This is a genomic window from Halomonas sp. GFAJ-1, from assembly GCA_002966495.1.
Classification (GTDB): Bacteria; Pseudomonadota; Gammaproteobacteria; order Pseudomonadales; family Halomonadaceae; genus Vreelandella.
In genome coordinates this window covers 1162254-1183804 of sequence record CP016490.1, presented here as the reverse complement: position 1 = coordinate 1183804, position 21551 = coordinate 1162254, and the positions used below count along the sequence as shown (strand labels likewise).

General features: G+C 53.1%; 18 protein-coding genes. 12 read left to right on the top strand and 6 right to left on the bottom strand.

The genetic code is table 11. The annotated features are described in order from the left end of the window. Window positions 1-63 precede the first annotated feature (63 nt). From BB497_05435 to BB497_05425, 3 genes are all read right to left on the bottom strand, one after another. On the bottom strand, window positions 64-780 hold the full coding sequence (locus BB497_05435) for a GntR family transcriptional regulator (GenBank protein ID AVI64268.1): 717 nt from the start codon (window positions 778-780) through the stop codon (window positions 64-66). A gap of 203 nt (window positions 781-983) precedes the next feature. Beyond that, entirely contained in the window at window positions 984-2192 is a 1209-nt protein-coding gene (locus tag BB497_05430) for a hypothetical protein (GenBank protein ID AVI62188.1), read from the bottom strand. A gap of 78 nt (window positions 2193-2270) precedes the next feature. After that, window positions 2271-2624: a hydroxyisourate hydrolase gene (locus BB497_05425; GenBank protein AVI62187.1), complete on the bottom strand. Its 354-nt coding sequence runs from the start codon at window positions 2622-2624 to the stop codon at window positions 2271-2273. 461 nt (window positions 2625-3085) lie between these two features. Here BB497_05425 and BB497_05420 point away from each other — a divergent pair, with 461 nt between their 5' ends. From BB497_05420 to BB497_05410, 3 genes are all read left to right on the top strand, one after another. Further along, window positions 3086-4555 (top strand): uracil permease, encoded by a 1470-nt coding sequence (locus tag BB497_05420; protein ID AVI62186.1) that lies wholly within the window; start codon window positions 3086-3088, stop codon window positions 4553-4555. 166 nt (window positions 4556-4721) lie between these two features. Beyond that, entirely contained in the window at window positions 4722-6332 is a 1611-nt protein-coding gene (locus BB497_05415) for a chemotaxis protein (protein AVI62185.1), read from the top strand. Window positions 6333-6435: 103 nt separating this feature from the next. Beyond that, window positions 6436-6954 (top strand): transporter, encoded by a 519-nt coding sequence (locus tag BB497_05410; protein ID AVI62184.1) that lies wholly within the window; start codon window positions 6436-6438, stop codon window positions 6952-6954. Here BB497_05410 and BB497_05405 read toward each other — a convergent pair. Beyond that, window positions 6944-7303, bottom strand: a complete 360-nt coding sequence (locus BB497_05405; protein ID AVI62183.1) for a glucose-inhibited division protein B — start codon at window positions 7301-7303, stop codon at window positions 6944-6946. The genes BB497_05410 and BB497_05405 overlap by 11 nt on opposite strands. A 232-nt stretch (window positions 7304-7535) precedes the next feature. On the opposite strand from BB497_05405, the gene BB497_05400 reads away from it, so the two are divergent. Continuing rightward, a complete protein-coding gene (locus BB497_05400) occupies window positions 7536-9473 on the top strand; it encodes a hypothetical protein (protein AVI64267.1) in 1938 nt (645 codons plus the stop codon). A gap of 11 nt (window positions 9474-9484) precedes the next feature. Continuing rightward, entirely contained in the window at window positions 9485-10564 is a 1080-nt protein-coding gene (locus tag BB497_05395; GenBank protein ID AVI64266.1) for a hypothetical protein, read from the top strand. Window positions 10565-10580: 16 nt separating this feature from the next. Here the strand turns inward: BB497_05395 and BB497_05390 are convergent, their stop codons facing one another. Further along, window positions 10581-12728 (bottom strand): SAM-dependent methyltransferase, encoded by a 2148-nt coding sequence (locus tag BB497_05390; protein ID AVI62182.1) that lies wholly within the window; start codon window positions 12726-12728, stop codon window positions 10581-10583. Between the two features lie 308 nt (window positions 12729-13036). Here BB497_05390 and BB497_05385 point away from each other — a divergent pair, with 308 nt between their 5' ends. Next, window positions 13037-13513, top strand: a complete 477-nt coding sequence (locus BB497_05385; GenBank protein ID AVI62181.1) for a nuclease — start codon at window positions 13037-13039, stop codon at window positions 13511-13513. 296 nt (window positions 13514-13809) lie between these two features. Continuing rightward, window positions 13810-15117, top strand: coding sequence for a carboxylate--amine ligase (locus BB497_05380; protein ID AVI62180.1), 1308 nt, complete (start codon window positions 13810-13812; stop codon window positions 15115-15117). Between the two features lie 133 nt (window positions 15118-15250). On the opposite strand, the gene BB497_05375 is transcribed toward BB497_05380, so the two are convergent. After that, window positions 15251-16210, bottom strand: coding sequence for a zinc transporter (locus BB497_05375; protein AVI62179.1), 960 nt, complete (start codon window positions 16208-16210; stop codon window positions 15251-15253). A 154-nt stretch (window positions 16211-16364) separates the two neighbouring features. On the opposite strand from BB497_05375, the gene znuC reads away from it, so the two are divergent. From znuC to BB497_05350, 5 genes are all read left to right on the top strand, one after another. Beyond that, a complete protein-coding gene (gene znuC, locus BB497_05370) occupies window positions 16365-17087 on the top strand; it encodes a zinc ABC transporter ATP-binding protein ZnuC (GenBank protein ID AVI62178.1) in 723 nt (240 codons plus the stop codon). Then, window positions 17077-17880, top strand: a complete 804-nt coding sequence (locus BB497_05365) for a hypothetical protein (protein ID AVI62177.1) — start codon at window positions 17077-17079, stop codon at window positions 17878-17880. Before znuC ends, BB497_05365 begins: the two co-directional genes overlap by 11 nt. A gap of 68 nt (window positions 17881-17948) precedes the next feature. Next, complete coding sequence (locus BB497_05360) at window positions 17949-18311, top strand: hypothetical protein (protein AVI62176.1); 363 nt, start codon at window positions 17949-17951, stop codon at window positions 18309-18311. 587 nt (window positions 18312-18898) lie between these two features. Continuing rightward, window positions 18899-19801, top strand: a complete 903-nt coding sequence (locus BB497_05355) for an esterase (protein AVI62175.1) — start codon at window positions 18899-18901, stop codon at window positions 19799-19801. A gap of 117 nt (window positions 19802-19918) precedes the next feature. After that, complete coding sequence (locus BB497_05350) at window positions 19919-21544, top strand: multidrug DMT transporter permease (protein ID AVI64265.1); 1626 nt, start codon at window positions 19919-19921, stop codon at window positions 21542-21544. The last annotated feature ends 7 nt before the right edge of the window (window positions 21545-21551 follow it).

Genomic DNA, 21551 nt, shown 5'->3' with positions numbered 1-21551 from the left:
CGCAAGTGCTTAGCTGAACCTCCTTCACCGCCGCTATTATTCACCACTGCTACGCTCATTTTATTAAGACGTTATGCCAAATATTTGGTGTAGGTCGGGGGCAAACGCCTCCTCCTCTAGAAAAGAGAGCGATGACTCGATTTCATTCAAATGATGCAGCATAAACGCTTTGGCTTTTTCACCCTCGCCTGCGGCTAAATAGTCAATCAGGTCATCATGGTCATGCGATTCACAGCCCAGGTGCCCTTTACTTCCGTACACCGCAAGAATTAAGGAGGAGCGCGAACAGAGCTGGCTAACGAAGGCGGCCAAGGTGGCATTACCCGACAGTTGCGCCAAGCGCTCATGAAAGGCGGCTGACAGTTTGATCGCGGTACTCTGCTCACCGGCTCTCAGTGCTTTATGCTCTCGCTTGGCCATGTCGCGCAGTTCAAGTACATCTTGTGGCGTAATATGCAGCGCTGTCTCAGGCATCAAACCGCACTCCACCATCTTGCGGGCTGCAAATACATCGCGCGCTTCTGCGGCCGTGGGCCGCGTCACGCTAGCCCCGCGTCTCGGAGTAATCGTCACCAGCTGCTCCATCGCCAAACGCTGCAAAATTTTGCGTATCCCCGTTCGGCTGACATTAAACACTTCCGTTAAAGCGTCTTCGCGCAACCTGGCGCCCGGGTGGAGCTGCTGCTTGATAATCGCATCGCTAATCGCCTGATAGATAACCTCGTGGCGCTCGGCGCCATCTCCGTTTTTACCTAAGCGTTTGGAATTCGGCTTCTTTATGCCACTGAAACTCACTTCTTGCTCCACGATAGATACACCTTGTATGCCTAATCTAACCACTATTGTATACGTATTCAGGAATGACTTTCATCGCACGAAGCATAATCGTAAAAGCAGCTCGTAAAAACAGCCCATAAAAAAGCCCACAGTCCGCCATACGGCAGGCTGTGGGCGTCGCTACAGCAACACATTACATCAGATGACTACTCCGACCAGGCTTGAATCACCGCCCGCTCTTCGTCCGTCATATTGGTCATGTTGCCCAGCGGCATGTAGCCACTCTGCACCACTTGCTGCGTGCGCTCTTTCTGCAGCAGGATTTGCTCCACACTGTCATACATTACTCCGGCAGGTGGGGCTGAGAAGCCAGGCTGCGTGGGTGACTGCGCATGGCAGGCTACACAGTGCTGGTTAATCAGCGCCGTTACCTCGGTGATATCTGGACCATCACCCTCTATTTGTTGCGCGCTAGAAGAGGCTGTTTGAGACGGCATCGCCACCCAAAAGGCAACGGCAATCAGTGCAACACCTACCGCCGGATAAGCAGGCTGTATCTTACCCTGATGCATGAGGACGAAGTATTGACGAATCAACGCACCCGCAAAGATAAACAGCACCATCAGCACCCAAGCATACTCATGGGTGTAAGCAAACGAGTAGTGGTTGCTGATCATCAGCAGCACCACGGGCAGGGTAAAGTACGTATTATGAACGGAACGCTGCTTACCGCGCTTACCGTCAAGTGGGTTCGGTGCTTCGCCAGCCTTCATCGCTTTTACCATGCGGCGCTGGCCAGGGATGATCCAAAAGAAGACGTTCGCCGACATCGCGGTGGCCATGACCGCACCGGTCAGCAGGAAAGCCGCGCGGCCTGAGAACATCTGGGTACTCAAGTAGGCGACCACGACCATCATGACCGCCACACCGACACTTAACAGACCATCACGCTCCATGTTCGGGCTGATGCGCTTACACATCTCGTTATAAACTACCCAGCCCCCTAACAAAAATGCTAGTGCCAGTAGGTTTGCTTCCCAGCCAGCCAAATTGGCGGCCCACTCCCAGTTAGCGTTGGGGTTGACCAGGTAGAAGCTTGGGTTCGCCATATACAAGATAATGAACAGGGCAAAGCCGGAGAGCCAGGTGGTGTAAGCTTTCCAGAACGACCAGTGCAAGTCATCCGGCAGTTTGGCCGGCGCCGTGGCGTACTTTTGGTTATGGTAGAAGCCACCACCATGTACGGCCCACATCTCACCAAACACGCCTTTCTCACGATCTTCGGCAGCCTTGGGCTTCCTCAGACCGTTATCCAGCATTACAAAGTAGATAGACTCGCCTATCCAGGCGATTGCAGCGATGACGTGCAGCCAGCGCAGCATAAAGTTTGCAAATTCAACTAGGTAGGCCTGCATCGGGGTTTCCTCGCCTCGTATGATTGTTTTAGGGCGGCTATATAAGCATTGTTAGGGGATTTTCTAAACGAACGGTGTTCAGCTGCCGCGGTAAGTCGAGTAAGCATAGGGTGAAAGCAGTAGCGGCACATGATAGTGCTGCGACGGGTCGTTCACCCCGAAACGCAGCGGGATAACGTCGAGAAAGCTGGGTGCTTGCAGCTCTATTCCCTGACGCTTTAAATAGTCGCCAGCATGAAACACCAGCTCATACTCACCTGTAACCAGCTCACTGCCTTCCAGTATCGGCGAATCACAACGGCCATCATCATTCGTCTCAACGGTCTTAAGAAGCTGGCGAAGCCCGCCTCCTAAACGGTAAACCTCGATTTTGATACCTTCTCCAGGCTGTCCCTGAGCGGTATCTAGTACGTGTGTCGTAAGGCGTCCCATCAGTTTCTCCTGAGGCTGTCTAACGAAGCCGCTGTGGGCGGCAGAGTGTCTAAAGCAGAGTGGGGATAAAAGAAGCTTAGTACCCCAGAACATACTGACAACATTTTTATATAATAAATCGCAACATTTCAAAGATTTTTTGTATACATTTTATTTTTCCCTACCAAATCGGGTCGTTATAGCGCTTCTGCACCTCATCCGGCGGCGCGCAACTATTTCTCAACAGTTAAATCGGTCGATGGTGATCTGCGTAAATCGCGTCCCTTTGAGCCGCCCGGGCCGATCCAGCGCTAAAATTAATGACCCCTGAGAATTATTGTCGACATCATTTGGCTAGCAAAAAGCACGCATATATTTATCAAAAAGTGTTTATTGATGAATAGTTTTTTGTGTACAGTACTGTCCAATAATAAGCACAGTAGCTCATCACTATTGAATACAAAAACAAAGGAGAAGCCGCTATGAATGAAGCCTCATCCTCTTCCGGACAGCAGCATCAACCGCCCAAGCGCAACACCTCGCTCTTTGATTTCTATGGAAAACCGCCATTTCTGAAGGCCCTTCCCCTATCGCTTCAGCATCTTCTGGCGATGGTTGCCGGTGTAATCACGCCTCCTATCATTGTTGCGGGTGTCGTGGGTGCAAGCATAGATGAACGGCTGCTACTTATTCAGATTGCCGTACTGGCTTCTGGGGTCTGTACCGTTTTTCACCTTTTCGGTGTGTGGAAATTTGGTGCCCGCTTGCCAGCAATTTTCGGCGTGGGGTTTGCCTACGTACCAACGTTAGTCGCCGTAGGCGCTCAGTACGGTATTGAAGGGATTCTTGGCGCGCAGCTGATTGGCGGCATGACCATGGTCGTAGTGGGTTATTTCATCCAGTACATTCGCCACCTCTTTCCGCCCGTTGTTGCTGGAACCGTGGTATTAGTTATCGGCCTTTCGCTTTACGATATTGCCATCCGCTACATGGCGGGCAGCGGTAACGTGAACGCTCCCAATTTTGGCGACCTTTCCAACTGGTTCGTAGCGATAGTCACGTTACTTACCGTATTGATTGCTGCTCAGTTCGGTAAAGGCGTGGTGAAGCTTTCTGCCATCATCGTGGGTATCGTGGTGGGCTATTTACTCTCGCTCTCTATGGGCATGGTCAGCTTTGAGAATGTTAGGAACGCTTCCTGGGGCGCGGTACCCAAAGTGATGCCTTTCGAGATAGAGTTTCACACCGCTGCTATCGCCTCCATGGTTGTCATCTGCATCATTAACTCCGTCCAAACCATCGGCGACCTGTCAGCAACGTCTGTCGCGGGCATGAACCGCGAGCTTAAAACCAAAGAGTTAACCGGCGGCTTATTGGGTAATGGTCTAACCACCACCGTCAGCGCTTTCTTTGGCGCGTTACCCACCTCTACGTTTAGCCAAAACGTGGGTATTGTTGCGATGACCAAGGTGATTAGCCGTTACGTTTTGGCACTCACCGGCATCTTCATGATTGTGGCCGGCCTTAGCCCGAAGTTTGGCGCTATCATCACCACCATTCCCTTCCCTGTGCTGGGTGGTGCAACGATTACCGTCTTCGGCATGATCACCATGACCGGCATTCAGCTACTGGTCAAAGATGAAATGTCCGCGCGCAACATGACCATCGTGGGCCTCTCTCTGGCACTAAGCCTAGGGATCTCTGCTGTTCCCGCCGCTATTGAGCAGTTCCCGGAAGTAGTAAGAGACCTGATTGGCGGCGCCCCTATTGTGGTAGCAGCCATCACGGCCTTCACACTCAATATCGTACTGCCCAAGAAGTCTCTTTCAGACGAAGCCAAGGAGCGAGAAGCCATTGCCAAAGCGGATGCAGAAGCAGAAGCAGAAGCGGCTAAAGCGGAAAGCACCAAACTGAGCCAAAAGCTCTCCCCAAATAACAGCAGCGCCGATTAAGTAACGTGACACAAATCCTGGGTAACAAAAGGTTATGACGACTTAATCACTGCCTGTAATCGCCCATAAGTGCGCAACAAAACTTATGCAATAGAACTGCTGCACTCGTCGGCAGTTCTATTTTGCGTTTATGGTCATCCTCCTACGGCTCAACTTAGGAATACCGATGCGTTTACTAGATAATATGACGTTAAGAATGAGCTGGACGCTGGTGCTACTCTCTTTCTTGCTTATGCTGCTTGTGCTTAGCGGCACAGGGCTTTATGCCGTCAACCACAGCCAACAAAGCCTTGAGCAGCTCACTAATGTCAATGTTAACCAGCAGTCTAGCCTCAACCGAACTAACTCTACGCTACAAAGCGCACGCCTGGGCATGGCACGCCTCTATGAAGAGTTAGTTGAGCCGCAAACAGCACTGGGCGCTGAAGAGAGGCAACAGCGCGCTGCTGAGCTGCGTAGCTCGCTCAATACGGCCCAAGAAGTGTTTTCAAACTTCCTTAAGCTCCCCGCCAACCCTGCCCACGAGACGGTCATTGCGCCTATCGCCGTAAGCTTCGATGCGCTGCTGGAAGAGCACCTTTTACGGCAAGTCACTGCACTGCAGCAAGGCGATGCGACGGCTTACCGCGAACAGCGTGATGCCGCTTACCAGGCTTATAGCGCTTTCTATCAAGATGCCATCGGCTTTTTTCATCGGGTAGAAGAAGAAGGTAACGAACGGCTGGCGAATTTTGACTCGGTTATCAGTCTTTCCACTATGACTATCATCACCGTCTTCATCATCGCGCTGATGGTTACCGTGGTGGTTTACTGGGGTGTAGGCGCTAATCTGATACGACCGATGCACCGTATTACCGACCATTTTCAAAGCATGGCGGAAGGCGACCTTTCCAGAGACGTGGAAACGCGCGGTCGTAATGAGATCGGCGTTCTTTTCGCTGCTCTACGTCACATGCAGCAAAGCTTGCTCGGTACCGTGACGACCGTTCGGGAAAGCAGTAGCGAAGTCTTTACCAGTGCCCAGGAAATCGCCAAAAGTAACCAAGACCTTGCCGCACGCACTGAACGGCAGTCTGCGTCGTTAACCGAAACCGCTTCCAGCATCGAAGAGATGACCTCGACGATGGAGCGCAATAGCGAAAACACCACCCAAGCACGACAAGTGGCTCGTGATGCCGCCCATAGCGCAGAACAAGGCGGCAGCGTGGTCAATGAGGTCATCAGCCACATGCACAACATCCGCGAAAGCTCGCAGAAAATCACCGACATCATCAAGCTGATTGACTCGATTGCTTTCCAGACCAATATTCTGGCGCTCAATGCGTCCGTTGAGGCGGCTCGCGCCGGGGAGCATGGTCGCGGTTTTGCCGTCGTCGCCAGCGAAGTACGTCAGCTAGCGACCCGCAGTGCGAGCGCCTCAACGGATATTCGTAAACTGATTGAAACATCGGTGGATATGGTAGAAGCCGGCACGCAACAAGCGGATAAAGCAGGCGAAACCATGGCCAAAATTATGGCTTCCGTCACTCAAGTCACCACGTTAATGGATGAGATATCGGTCGCCACCGAAGAGCAACGCGCGGGAATTAGAGAAGTTAATGTCGCCGCTAACGATATGGATCAAACCAATCAGCAAAATGCAGCGATGGTCGAACAAGCCAGTTCGGCCGCCATTGAGCTTCAGCACGAAGCTGAGCGCCTAACGTCTATTGTCGCTCGGTTTAAGCTCAATGAAGAGTTACCGCTGCTAACATCGCACGCTAGCCACGCCCACTAACGCTATTTATTAACGACGTGCCAAAAGCACAACACCACTAAAGAAAAAGTCACGTGAGCGATCACGTGGCTTCATTAAAACTAAACATCTGGAGCAAGTCAGCATGATCCTGGGTCTTACATTGCTATATGTGGGCGCTGTTTTGTTTATAAATGGTATCTGGCTCCTGGGAAAAATCAGTAACCACGAAGTATCCATCATCAACGTACTGGTTGGGTTGCTCAGCTTTATTATCGCCACGCACTTAATCTTCAAAGACCCCAGCAACACGATTGAGGTTAGCGCAGGGGCTTTTACGCTCTTATTTTCAATCACGTATCTGTGGGTAGGTGCCAACCAGTGGCTAAAATCTGACGGCAGAGGGCTAGGCTGGTTCTGCCTTTTTGTCAGCATTACCGCCGCAGTGATTGGCGTGCACTCCATCTCCAGCTTCGCAACCAGTTTCAAACTGTGGAATACGGTGAACTGGTTTGCATGGTCGCTTTTATGGCTCAGCTTCTTTTATCTGCTGGCACTGGCGAAGCCCATTCAACGTCCTGTCGCGACCTATACCATCTTTTGCGCCATCTTTACTGGCTGGATTCCAGGCGTAATGATTTTACTCGGGGTTATTAGCACGTGAGGCAGTCATCAACGTCTACTCGCGTAAGGATTAGCCGCCGCCCTTCCTTTGGTGAGAAGTGAAACTGGCCTTCTACCGTCACAGCGCCACCTAAATGCGGCGCTATTTGCTCATGTGGAAAGACCTCAACGCGATTAAGGTCTTCGTCCTCAATCCAGTAATGAAGGGGATCATCAAAGTGCCGCACTACGCCCTGGGTAACGATGTGTTTGTCGTCGAAGGCAGCAGGGTTATTCACCAGGATAGTCAGTGGCACTTCCACGGGCTCTTGCCCGCGGCACCCGCTCACAAGCGCTGCTATTAGCAGCGCGATTGCCGCAAAGCCTATGTATTTTTGGCGTGACCTCATTGCGTTGCTCCCTTTGAGTATCGACTGTTATTTGGCCTCTATGGCGTTTGTCATGGGCAGTTTCGCATGCGTGCATAGCACCCGCCATTCCGAACATTTCTTATACATCCTTTATATACCTTGATGCTCGCGGTAATGTATCCATTCAACTTCTGCCTTGGGGTGCCTGATGTTGTCTGTTCATCACTGCGGCTTACTGCGTCGAGTAAGCGTGAGCACTTTGTTATGGCTGTTGGCAACGGGTTTTGCCTGGGGGTCGCCGTCAGAGCACCCTGCTGACCGCACCCTGATCATCCAGTTCGACCCTTCCACGCGCTCGCTGCAAGGCGAGCTAAGCCAACCTCTCGCAACAGAACGCCGTTTTCGCTTGCTAGAAGGCCTAACGATCACCTCGGCAACGCATGGCGATAACGAGCTGGCGGTGACCCAAGAGGCAGATGGGCGCTGGCATCTACCGCTGGATGCCGGTGCGGCAGACAGCACTACGCCTGTGACGCTTCGCTGGGAGGGTACGCTGCCACAGGCCGATAGCGGCAGCCGTCACCAAGTATCAGCCGAAGGCAGTTTGCTACCCACCCGCGCGGACTGGTACCCACACCTTAACGACTACGCCATGCCCCTATGGTTAACCGTTAGCGTGCCAGACGGGCAGCTCGCCGTTGCCACCGGCTCGCTGGTAGAGGAACAGCACGCCGACAGCGCCCCCTATGTGGCACGCTTCTATCACCCGAACACCCGTGAGGTAGAGATTGCGTCCGGCCCCTGGCGGCTTCGCCAGCATGAGAGTGAAGGCGTGCAGCTGCGCACGCTCTTTCCTGAGGCGCTGGATGCCGCCTTTGGCGAGACGTATTTGCAACACGCCGCCGAACAGTTGGCGCTCTTTCAAGCACGCCTGGGGCCGCTGCCCTATACAAGCTTTTCCATCGCCGCGTCTCCCGCGCCTATAGGTCTCGCCTTTCCTGGTTTTACGCTGCTGGGCGAGCGCGTTATCCCCTTGCCCTTTATTCCTCACACTTCGTTGCCTCACGAATTAATGCACGCTTGGTGGGGAGCGGGGGTCAATGTCGACTACCCGAGCGGCAACTGGGCCGAGGCGCTGACCACGTACCTTGCCGATTACGCCTTGGCGGAGCAGCGTGGTGACGATGACGACATACGCCGCCTCTGGCTGGCCGACCTAGCCGCCCTCCCCAGCCGCCAGGAAACCGCCTTATTGGATTTTCGCGGAGGCCCCGACCCCGCAGGTCGCCTGATCGGCTACCAGCACGGCGCGATGCTCTTCCACATGCTGCGCCAGCGCATTGGTGACGAGGCGTTTGACCTCGGTCTCCGTCATTTTGCCGATCAGTGGATGCACCGTACCGCTGACTGGCAGGCGCTCATTGATGCTTTCAGCATGGCCTCTGGCGAATCACAAGACGCCTTTATCATGCCGTGGATCTACCAGCCAGGCCGCCCCACGCTGCACGTAGCGTCCATAAAAACCCAAGCCCACGAAGACGGCTACCGGATCAGCGGCACGCTGATCCAGCGCGGCCAACACGCGCCTTGGCCGCTGGAGGTGCCGTTGCTGGTCACCACCGAAGAGGGGCCCGTTAACATGCGCCAACCGATGCAAGACGCACAGCAAACCTTCGAACTACACCTGGCATCTCGCCCCCTATCGCTTGAGGTAGATCCAGGCGCCGACCTACTGCGCCACCCTGGCCCAACGCCGGCCATTCTGCGCCAGCTGATGCTTGACCCAACGACACGGGTGCTCGCTCTGGATGACGCTCTTTTCCCCTTGGCACGACAGGTGCTGGGGCGAGACGCCGAAGCGCTTACCACGCCGGTTAACCTGCAGGATGAGACGCAGCCACCGCTGTTAGTGATGGGTATTACAGAAGCAGTGAATGACTGGTATCAGCGTAACTCACTGCCCGCGCTGTCACAGCCATTAGCAAGCGCAGGAGAAGCCCGCTTTTGGATGGCGCCAGGCACACAAATCGGCTTGCTAAGCGGCAACGATGCCGAGGCCATCCGCCAGCTTGCCGCCTCGCTTCGTCACCACGGCCAGCAAAGCTATGTAGTCCAAGAACAAAACGGTGAGACCGTTCAGGCAGGACGCTGGCCAACGGAAGACTCCCCGCTCAACGTGACGTTCACCGCAAACGATTTCCAAGAGTAGAGATGACGACTATGACCCACACCGCGCACGCAAGAGCGACCGCCGCGCTTAAAAACCTGTTTATCGGCGATGCACTGGCCATGCCCGTGCACTGGTTCTACAACGTGCACGACATCGACCGCGCGTTTCCTGAGGGGATCAACACGTTTGAGGCGCCGCCTGCGTTTCACCCGTCATCGATTATGTCGATGCACTCCACCAGCGGCGGCGGCCGCAAGCGTGCAGGCAACCAACAGCCAGAGGTTGTCGGCGATGTTATTTTGAAAAGCAAGCAGGCCTACTGGAATCGACCCAATGTGCACTACCACCAGGGCATGCAGCCCGGTGATAACACGCTCAACGCCCACTGCGCGCTAACCCTAATGCGCACCCTGGCAGGGCCAGATCAACATTATGATAGCGACGCCTTCTTGAAGGCTTATATCCAGCTCATGACGGCGGAGCCCCCCGCCCACCCGGACACCTACGCCGAATCCTACCATCGTGGTTTTTTCGCCAATCTGGAAAAGGGGCTGCCTCCCAAGCAGTGTGGCGCCGTGACCCACGATACGCCTTCGATTGGTGGCTTGGTGACCATTGCGCCGCTGGCGATTAGCGAACGCCTGAAGGGTACGTCACTGGCAGACACCCGCAAGCTGTGCCGCCAGCACCTGGCCCTGACCCACCCGGACGCTTTTCTAGCGGACGTGTGTGACGCCTATGTAGAACTGATCGACAGCCTGTTGTTTAGAGGCGATGTCGATGCGGTAGAAGACACTCTGCTCAAGGCAACCCGAGGACTATCAAAGCTTGAGCTGACAAAGCTGGTGGAAAGCCAATACACCGAACGTGAGGTGGTAGGCAGTGTGTTATCCACCGCCTGTTACATCACCGACGCCTGGCCTGCCGTGCTCTACTTGGCCTGCAAACATCACAAAAACCCGTTAAAAGCCTTACAGGTCAACGCCGAAGTAGGCGGTGACAACGTTCACCGGGGGGCGGTGTTAGGGGTGTTGCTGGGGTTGATTAACGGCGAGGCGGACGAAGGCTTGTTTGCCCGGTTAACCGAACACGCGTCGATTAACCGGGCTATTGCGGGTCTGGTGGGCTAGAAGCCCATCAGGTGCTTTAGGAGCGCCGCTCCCACAAGGTGACTTCCGAGAGGCTGTGCTGATATTTATGCATGGTCTCGCGGATCACAAAGGGCACCTTTTCAGGCTCGCTGATCATCTGGAAGTGAGGTTCCAACAGCGCCTTTAAGCCATCCAGGGTAGTGACATTCTCCCCGTCTCGCTTGAAGCCACCAATCCACTCCTCCTTCGGCGTGTACTCTTCCAGCCAGGTATAGGGCGAGGCGATCATCAAAATACCGCCCGCGTTGATGCGCTCGTGAATGGTTCGCAAAAACTGCGCCGGCTTATAAAGCCGGTCGATCAGGTTGGCCGCCAGCACTAAGTCGTAATGGCTAAACTGCGGTTTGAGGTTGCAGGCATCGCCCTGGTGGAAGCTAACCCGGCTCGCCGCCTCTTCCAGCCCCAGGCTCGCCAAGGTGCGCTCCTGATAGCTAACCAGCTCGCCCTCTTCAACCCGGGTATAGCGCAGCACTTTCTGCTCAGCCATTTCCACGCCTTGGCGAATAAAGTTGGCCGAAAAATCCACCCCGTCAACATGCTCAAACTCACGGGCCAGCTCAAAGCTGGAACGCCCGCTGGCACAGCCCAGATCCAGGGCACGCTTTTTCTGCTTGCCCGCTACGCTCGCCAGTGCCCGGTTGGCTAATGCCTGCGGGAAGTTGGCAACGCCAAACCACTCATCGCCGTAATGGAATTCCGCGTACTCAGCCATGCGGGCATCGCTTTCGTAATAGGCGCTGGGCATTTTGACTTCAGCATCCGACACCACATAGCGGAAGCCCGCATGCTGGAAGAAGTGACGGCGAAACGCATAGCGGGCGCTGAGCCGCGTTTCGTTACCACAGGAGATCCAGGAGCCGCCCTTGATCAGGTTATGCTGGTTATCGAACGTCGGCGTGGTGAAATCATCGTACAGCGGATGCACGTCAAAGCCTGGGAACGGATAGGTGGGCGTTTCCACCCACTGCCAAACGTTGCCCACCACATCAAACCATTGGCCGTGCTGGAAGCGGGTCACTGGGCATGAAGACGCGCCGTGATCTAAATGCAGGTTGGCGTTGGCAGGCATATCGCTTGCAAGCTCAGAAACACCCGCCGCCTCCACCAGGCGATGCCATTCATCTTCTGTTGGCATACGTACCGACTGGCCGGTCTGCGCGCTTTTCCAGTTACAGAACGCTTTGGCCTCGTGGAAGTTGACCTCCACCGGCCAGTCCCAAGGCATTTCGACCTCTTCGGTCATCAAGCGCAAAAACCACTCGTTTTTCCACACCCAAAACGTCGGATGCGTTGCCTTGGCAAAGTTTCGCCAGCCCAACCCCTCTTCCGACCAGAACGTGTCGGTGAGGTAGCCACCGGCCTCAACAAACTCAAGAAACTCACTGTTGCTGACCAGAAACTGGCTCGCCTTGAACTCTTCAACGTCGCTGTGGTGATGGCCGTACTCGTTGTCCCAGCCGTAGAAAGGATCATCGAAGGATTTACCTAACGTCACCTCCCCTTTCGGTACCGTGATTAGGCTATTTTCCGGCGGCTCACCGGTCGTACGGATAGGTGCCCACTCAGGTTGCGGTGTCACTAGCTCAAGCAGCTGCTGGCGAATCAACACCGACGAAGTTTCCAAATGAATCCGCTCGTGCTCAATACCCATGACGATGGGCCAGAACGGGCTTTGCCAATCGACGGGTAGCGACAGCGGTAACTCGCGGATCAAGGTGAGTACCGCCGCACGAACCTTGGCGCGATACGCCATCACCTCACTGACCGACGGCCACTCATAGTGATCATCATTCAGGTCGTCCCAGCTCATCTCATCGACGCCAACCGCGAAAATAGACTCCATATTCGGGTCGATGCGCGCCGGCAGAAGTTTCGCCAGCACCAGCTTGTTGATGAAAAACGTCGCGGTATGCCCAATATAGAAAATTAGCGGGTGCCTAAGCGGGATGGACTTACGAACGTACGCCTCCTCATTCACCAGCGTGCTAAAAAGCGACTCGTAGCGGTCAAACGTCGCGGTAAAACAGGCTTCAATCTCTCGGCGTGTGGCTTCAGGGTCTTTACCCGCAAGCATCACAGAGCGGGGGAAGAGAGCAGACGATGCCGATTCCTGTAGCCCAGCGGGGGAATTAGTGGAAGTCATAGTTGTTGGCGCCTTTTAGCTTGAACGACGAGGGTTAGCATAGGTAAACATATAAAAGCATTAAAAACCAAAAACTAGTACAAAATCTACCATTAGTTGTACAAATATGAATATGCGGAAATTTGCATTTAATCGACAAACCTCGTTGGTCAACAATTTTTTTCAAAAAAAGCACGGACTTGCTAGGTTTTCATAGCAGAATCTTGTAGTAGGGAGATTAACAGGTAAAGGAGTAGACTAATCATTATCCAGGCGAACGTTTAGCCCTAATGTATAATTACCTTAATATCTTTAAAAAAGGCTAGCTGATGATAAAAGTTGCTATATTTGTTGATATTCAAAATGTTTATTACACCGTCCGAGAAGCGTACGGCAAAAACTTTGATTACAACATGTTTTGGGCCAAGGCCACCGCTAATAGAAGCGTTGTAAACGCTTTTTGCTATGCCATTGATAGAGGTGATCAAAAACAGCGGGAGTTTCAAAACATACTCAGAGCGATCGGCTTTAATGTAAAACTGAAGCCTTTTATACAGCGCTCAGACGGTTCCGCCAAAGGGGATTGGGATGTAGGCATTGCGCTAGACGCCATGGAATACGCCGAACAGGCCGATGTTATTGTGCTGGTATCAGGCGACGGTGACTTTGACCTTTTAGTCAACAAAATTCGTACCAAATATGGTAAGAGAGTCGAGGTGTATGGCGTTCCTCAGTTTACCGCTGCCACACTAACGCATGAGGCCAGTCAGTTTATCGCCATAGATAAAACATTTTTATTAAATTAAATAAACAATGTATTAGCTGTATTAGCTGTAAAACATAGGCCGATTTTTCGACGCAACAACCGTGCCAACTTTCCACAGGGCTTTACCGTTTAATTGCCAACTGTAACGCGCTCGTCTATGTTAGTACTATAACGAGGTTGGTACTGAGAAATGCCTGATTACATCCTGCCCAGCACTGGCTTTCTCGCTCATCTCTAAGTCTCTTTTTCGAAACAATACTGACTGCGGCTTAGTTCACCTGATGCGCCCAATGTTGGTGCAGTCAGTCTGGGTTAACCAGCATAGGAGAACACCGAATGTCGATAACATCAGAAAAGCAATTACCCGAAGCCGTCGCGGCGTGGCGCGACCCTGAAATGGACTCGGTGAAAGGCACCGAAACCCCTAAAGACCCCAACAAAGGCTATATTGCCCTGCTTGGCTGGAGCGTGAATGCGATTAAAGCGGCGCAAAAATTTGACCGCCGCTATGTCGTTGTAGCCCCAGAGTGGGCCGAAGATTTCTGTACCGCTAACAATATTCCCTATATTTCCTGGAATTTTGTGCGACTGAATGATCGTTCCATGGAGATCGCCGAGCGGCTGAAAGCCGAAGGCGTTGACGTTGCCATCCCGCTATTTGAAGAAACCGTGGAATGGTCTGGCGCGATCAACTCTGTCCTTATGGATAGTCCTCGCATGTACGGGCAGTCTATTCTGTTCCGCGATAAGGCGTTGATGAAACGCCGTGCTCAGCTTGGCGGCATCCGCGTTGGGATCTTTGAAGAAGCGCACGAGAAAGAAGATATCGTCCGTTTTATGAAGCGCGTCAACCAGACTCTGCTCAAGCTAGACGGTGATCCAGACGACCCGATTCACGTCAAAGCCTTCGATAAAGCTGGTTGCCTTGGCCACCGAATGATCCGCACGCTGGAAGAAATCGACAACATTCCGGACGAAGAGTATCCGCTGTTGATGGAAAGTCATCTAAGCGGCTGGGAATTTGCCGTTGAAGCCTGGATACACGATGGCAAAATCCAGTTCCTGAACATTTCGGAATACGTAACGCTGGGCTATTCAGTATTCGTACCTGCTACTGCGGAACTCGAAAGCTGGCGTAACGCAATTACCAAGCAGATCGAGCTACTGATCAAAACGTTCGACATTCAGTTTGGCCTGATTCACCCCGAGTACTTCGTGACCGCTGACGGTGAGATGTACTTTGGCGAGGTCGCCTACCGCCCACCCGGTTTCAAAGCCTTCGAACTGATTGAGAAAGCCTATGGTTTCAACGCTTACCAGGCATCCATGCTGGTATTCGACCCGAAAAGTACCAAAGAAGAAGTCGCTGCCTTCTTCCCCAAAGAAGTGGTGGATGCGAAAGGCTACGCCGGTTGCTTTGGTGTGTACCCACGCCGTCGCGTCGTCAGCCAACTGGTAATGCCCCCAGAGTGTGTAGATCACCCCTATTTCGAGTCGCACGAACTGGTCGCACCAACCGAGGAGACGGTGCCTGACCGCTCAGCCTTCGGCACACATTGGGGCTTAGTCTTCTTTTTTGGCGACGATCCCATCGTCATGCGGGATCTGCTCAAAGCCCAAGAGGACTTGGACTTCTACGTTTAGCAATTCGCTTACGTAATACGCTGCACGTTGGGCGCGTCTATCTTTATCAGGGGCATTTTAGCTTTTGATACTGGTAGACGCGCCCTTACTTGTGCCAGTCAGCACACTATTTTCAACGGGTAAGCGAAGGCCTTTACATGGCGTCTGTGCATACCTGGATTTCATCCGCCATCTGGCTAAGCAATGCATCGTAGAGCCCAGCACCGGTCGTCAAACCAGCGCCTATAGGGTCCATTACGCCAATATAGGCATCGGTATCGCCAAAAATATTATTAACGATTTGCGGATTGAATTGCGGTTCACTGAATACACAGTGAATGCCCTGTTGGCTGACGAGTTTCTGCAGCGCCTCAATGCGTGCCGGGCTGGGTGAGGAGGCATCGCCGATCGAAATAGCAACGGCCGCTCTCACATCAAAGGCATTTTCAAAGTACTGATAAGCGTCATGAAAGACAATGAAACGCGTATCTCCACTGTCCGCTAGGCGTTGTTTTATATCGTGTGCAAGTGTATCGAGTTCCTGTTTACTTTGGTCTGCATTTGCAAGGTAGTAATCTGCATTATCAGGGTCCAGTTCTCCCAGCTGCTGCGCGATGGCATCCAGCCAAACACGTGCATTAGCAGGGTCTAGCCAGCCATGGGGATCTTCACCATCATGAGCATGGTCGTGGTCGTGGTCGTGGTCGTGGTCGTGGTCGTGGTCGTGGTCGTGGTCGTGGTCAGCCACATCAAACGTGGCACCTTCACGATATTCAAACCGATTAATCCCAGGCACACGCATTAATTCTAGGTGCTTGGCGTCATCCGCTAAGTTGGTAATCGGCGTCGACAGCCAAGGGGTTAAATCATTGCTCACCCACACCACTAAATCAGCCTCGTCCAACACGGCGGCTTCTGAAGGCCGCAGCGAGTAACCGTGCGGTGATGCGCCGGGCTGGATAAAAAGTTCAGCGGTGCCACGGTCTCCCATTACTTTAGTCACCAGTGAATGCACGGGGGGTATATCCACCGCCACTCTTGGAGCCTCCGCTAAAGCGGCCAGGGAAACAGTTGTTAAGAGTGGCAACGAGCAAAGTACCAAACCATATTTCATCTATTATCTCCTAATTATCAATTAATTAAGTAAAAAATTACTGCTTTTCTGATCATTTACATCGCCGCTGGAGATGCTATGCCTTGCACTTTATATTATGTTATAACATAACAATTTGCGATCAAGCGAGAGTTCCAACCCGATGTCTCCATCGATGAAACTTAGCACTCCCCTCTTGCGCGCTAATCAGCTAAGCGTCCAGATAGGTGGTCAGCAAATTCTTGAAGACATCAATTTGGCGCTGCACCGTGAAGAAATCGTGACGCTTATTGGCCCTAATGGGTCTGGCAAATCGACACTGGTGAAAACATTAATCGGCGCTATTAAGCCGACGGCAGGCAGCGTTTCCATCGATGCTAAACGACGTATAGGCTATGTACCTCAACGGCTCCACCTGGATCCGACGTTGCCCATGACTGTGTCTCGTTTTATGAATCTCCCACACCACCATCAACGGATCGATGTGCAGCAAGCATTAGCTAATGCTGGGGTTGAAACACTGGGCAAAGCCGCTATGAGCCAGTTATCTGGAGGGCAATTTCAACGGGTGCTACTGGCCCGAGCACTGATCTCAAAACCCGACATCTTGATACTCGACGAGGCAACGCAAGGCTTGGATCATCGGGGCACTGCTGACTTCTACAAAAAAATTGAAGAAGTGCGCCAGACTTATCGTTGTGCCGTATTGATGGTGAGCCATGACTTGCATGTGGTCATGCGCACCGCTGATCATGTGCTCTGTTTGAACCGCCGCATTTGTTGTGAAGGCAAACCCGAGCGTGTTGCCTCCTCCCCGGACTATCAAGCCTTATTCGGTGACCAGACAGCCCAGACGTTAGCCGTCTACCAACATAAGGAAGCGGCTCATGCTGGATGATTTCATGTGGCGCGCGGCGCTCGCCGGTGTGTTTGTGGGGCTTGCGGCAGCTCCGCTCGGCTGCTTTGTGGTGTGGCGGCGCATGGCGTATTTCGGCGATGCCACAGCGCACGCTGCTATTCTGGGCGTTGCAATGGCATTAATGTTTAATCTATCCATTTTTGCAGGCGTTTTAATCGTTTCCCTTACCATGGCAGCCAGCGTAACGATGCTCAGCGGACGCGGCTATGCGATGGATACCCTGCTAGGCGTGATGGCACACTCAGCCCTAGCAGTTGGATTAGTCGCCGTTTCGTTTATCTCAGGCATCCGCGTGGACCTCAATGCGTATTTGTTCGGCGATATACTGGCCGTGGGCAAAGATGATTTATGGATCATCGGGGGCGGCACCTTACTGGTGCTAGGGTTGCTATTTTGGCGTTGGTCAGCCCTATTAACCGCCACGCTCAGCGATGAATTGGCACATGCTAGCGGCATTCAGCCACGCAGAGAGCAGTTGGCACTTACACTCTCTCTCGCGGTGGTGGTCGCCGTGGCACTCAAGGTAGTGGGCGCACTGCTAATTGCTGCGTTGTTAATCATCCCAGCGGCTACCGCCAGACCTTTTTGCCGCACGCCGGAAATAATGGCCCTGGTGGCGGCCGCTATCGCAACGCTGTCGGTAACATCGGGCCTCAAGGCCGCTTATTTTTTTGACACCCCGACCGGGCCAACGATTGTCACCTTAGCCGCTGCCTTGTTTCTATTATCAACAATTGCCAACCAAGGTTGGCAATACATAAGACAGCGTTAGCCACCCGGGATGAACATCGACGTACTGCCGATATCTCCTCGAGCCGTGCTTAACATGGAGAAACGGTTATGACTGCCAAAGAACACGGCAAGATAGAACGAAAACTTGTTGCAACCCTGACACACGCCTGTGAAAAAGCGAAGTATCAACTGCCCGGATTTGAATGGCTGACCCATCGCGTCGACTACCAACATTTCCCTCAAAGTTTAGTAGTAACCTGGGTCTTCGACACCAGTGCAAACCTTTCAAAAGCGCTCAATAGCAATGCCAAGCAGCTAATGCTGGAACTAACGGCTACGGTGTTATACGAGTCGGACATCGTCATCGACGACATTGCTCAGCACGTCGATTTTGACAGCGAGCAAGCGTGCCTTCGCACACATAACGGTGATTGGAAACGCCGGCTACGTCTCACAACGACGAGGCATTGATGGCTAAGAAAATCGAAAGCCCCTGTTTGTCCACCTGTCAGCTCAAGGGCGGGCTATGCACCAGCTGTGGCCGTAGCGTTGAAGAGATACGTCAGTGGAAATCCATGAAACGTCCTGAAAAAGTGACGGCCCTAAAGCGCGCTAATCAACGACGCAAATAGCTAAATAGCTGTAAAAATCACAAATGAAACGCATGGGGGACGGCACTAACCTAGGGTTTATATAGGGTAATAGGGCTATTACTTGGATTTTGCTGCGCTATTCATCACTGCCATATTCTTTCTAAGCCACCATAAAGCGACTATGTTTGCGCAATCGCCCACCAATCAAACTCCATTAGGCCCTCTTCAGGTAACTTCAGGCGAAAGTGAAAAAGAAGGGCTTCAATCTGTGCCCAACCATTATAAGAGACTTCATAACGTCCGGCCATGACTGTGCACAGCTATTGCACAGGCAAATTTAGCAGATTTAACTACTCATACACCCACTAAAAATAACTTCTGAAAGACCCCCATTACGTTCGCAAGCGCACAGTACGTGCGTGCATTAAGGCGCATCCTAAGGTTTTGCATGGCAAAGGAGACCATATGGCGTCATCTTCAGTTAGCTACAGCCGTCTAACCAACTTGAATGAATTCGGCAATAACCCCGGGTCGTTGCACGCGGATATCTATATCCCCAAGAACTTTTCCAAGAACGGACCGCTCGTTGTCGTGCTACACGGCAGCACTCAGTCGGCAGAGGGCTATGACCGCGGTTCAGGCTGGTCAGAACTCGCCGACGAATGCGGGATAGCGCTCCTGTATCCCGGACAAAGAAAAACCAATAACCCCCTTAGTAGCTTCAACTGGTTCAAGTCTGGCGACACCCGCCGTGGCAGCGGCGAACCACTCTCTATCTTTCATATGATTGAGCAGGTCGTTGAGGATCACGCCATCGACCCGCTGCGCGTATTTATCACGGGGATGTCCTCAGGAGGCGCCATGGCATCTGTCATGCTGGCAACCTACCCAGAGGTGTTTGCGGGAGGCGCGATCATCGCCGGGTTACCCTACCGAAGCGCGGACAACCTGATGGAAGCGATGGTGCGCATGAAAGGGGTTGGTGGTCCGTCAGACAGTAGGCTCAACTCCCTTGTGCGCGGCGCCTCGACCTTCGAAGGCCCCTGGCCAACGATTTCGGTTTGGCATGGCGGCAGTGATTCAACTGTCGACAACGCTAATGCCGACGCCATCGTCCGGCAGTGGCAGGCTATTCACCAGGTTGAAGGCCCACCGACACGGGTCGAAGACGTCGTCGGCTTCCCTCGGCTGGTCTGGTGCAACGAGGCGGGGCAGGAGGGCATCGAAGAGTACATCATCGGAGGTATGGGTCACGGCACGCCTATCATGGCCAGTGGCGAGAAGGGGCTTGGGGAAGAAGACAAGTACATGCTGGAAGTCGGCATTTCCTCAATCCGTCACATAGCATATTTCTGGGGACTTTCTTGATTTGTGGGGGCTTACTTAACAGAGGAGGTGTGCTGGATAACCATTAAAGTTTGCTAACAACTTGGCGTGATAGGCAAATAGCTCCTACGTTATTGAAAAGACAACGGAGAAAAAATGATGGAAGCTCTTGCGAGAAAGCTGGGCCTCAAGACTGATCCCACCATTTTTTTCACGTCTGCGGGGATCATGATCCTTTTTTTAGTGGCGCTTCTCATTGCACCTGAACCTATAGGGGCAGCCTTTGGCGCGGGGCGCCAGTGGATCGTTACTAACCTTGGCTGGTTCTTTATTTTAGGGGTGACGAGTTGGGTGGCGTTCCTGTTATGGGTCGCGCTCAGCCGTTTCGGGGCAATCCGGCTGGGAGGGAACGATGCCAAGCCGGCCTATAGCAATATCTCCTGGTTTACCATGCTATTCGCTGGCGGTATCGGCACGGTATTGATGTTCTGGGGCGTGGCCGAGCCTATTTCTCACTTTACAACCCCCCCAAGACCGGGTGTCGAGCCCTTCTCTGTGGCAGCCGCCGACGACGCTATGAGCTTTTCGATCTATCATCTGGGCCTACATACCTGGGCGATCTTCGCTATGCCGGGGCTGGCTTTTGCGTACTTTATTTATCGTTACAACCTCCCCATGCGTTTTAGCTCAGTATTCTATCCACTGATCGGCGAACGCATTTACGGCCCTGTCGGCAAAACCCTCGATATCTTTGCCATTCTCGGTACTCTCTTTGGTGTGGCGGTTTCTATTGGCCTGGGCACCCAGCAAATCAATGCGGGGCTAACGGAACTGTTTGGTGTTCCGGACGCCGTGATGACAAAGGTAATTATCATCACGGTACTAACAGCCGTTGCCGTGGGGTCGATCGTCGCGGGGCTGGATGCAGGCGTTAAACGGCTTTCCAATATCAATATCGGGATGGCCGTCGGCCTATTGGTGTTTGTGCTGTTCACCGGATCAACCGTTTTCCTGTTGCGTGCCATCGTCGAGACCTTTGGCCTTTACATCACCAACCTGCTACCCATGGCGTTTTGGAATGATACGTTAGCAAGCTATACCAGCAACGACGGCAGCGGCTGGGGGTGGCAAGGCAGCTGGACAGTGTTTTATTGGGCCTGGACAGTCACTTGGTCACCCTTCATCGGGATTTTTGTGGCGCGTATCTCCCGCGGGCGAACCATCCGAGAGTTTGTCCTGGGCGTGTTATTCGCCCCCTCCATCTTTACGCTGGTTTGGTTTGCGATCTTTGGCTGGTCGGCAATGGAGATCGATGGAATAGGCGCCGAGGCTAGGGCAGCTATGGGAGATCAGGCCGGTGCATTATCCGCTGCCGTGGGCGAAAGTATCCCGCTCGCTATGTTCGCATTTTTCGAGAACTTCCCCGCTGCTACCTTAATCCAGGGCTTAGCGGTGGTTATCGTTGCCATCTTTTTTGCCACGTCATCAGACTCCGCCTCTCTGGTCGTCGATATGCTGTGTACAGGCAGCGCGGATCCTGGCCCCTGGCACCAACGAGTATTCTGGGGCGTTTCTGAAGGCATGCTGGCGGCTATGCTTATCGTTCTTGCCGGCGATGCCGGGCTTAGTGCATTGCAGGAAGTGATTACCGTGGTTGGTCTACCGATGTTTATTCTGGTGTTTGCCATGATGTTTTCATTGTTCCGCGGCCTAGCTCATGAGGATCTCAGCGAAGTACGCGTTGGCAGCCCACCCAAGCGGGAGGCGCTAAGGCCAGATGAGTAGATAGCGC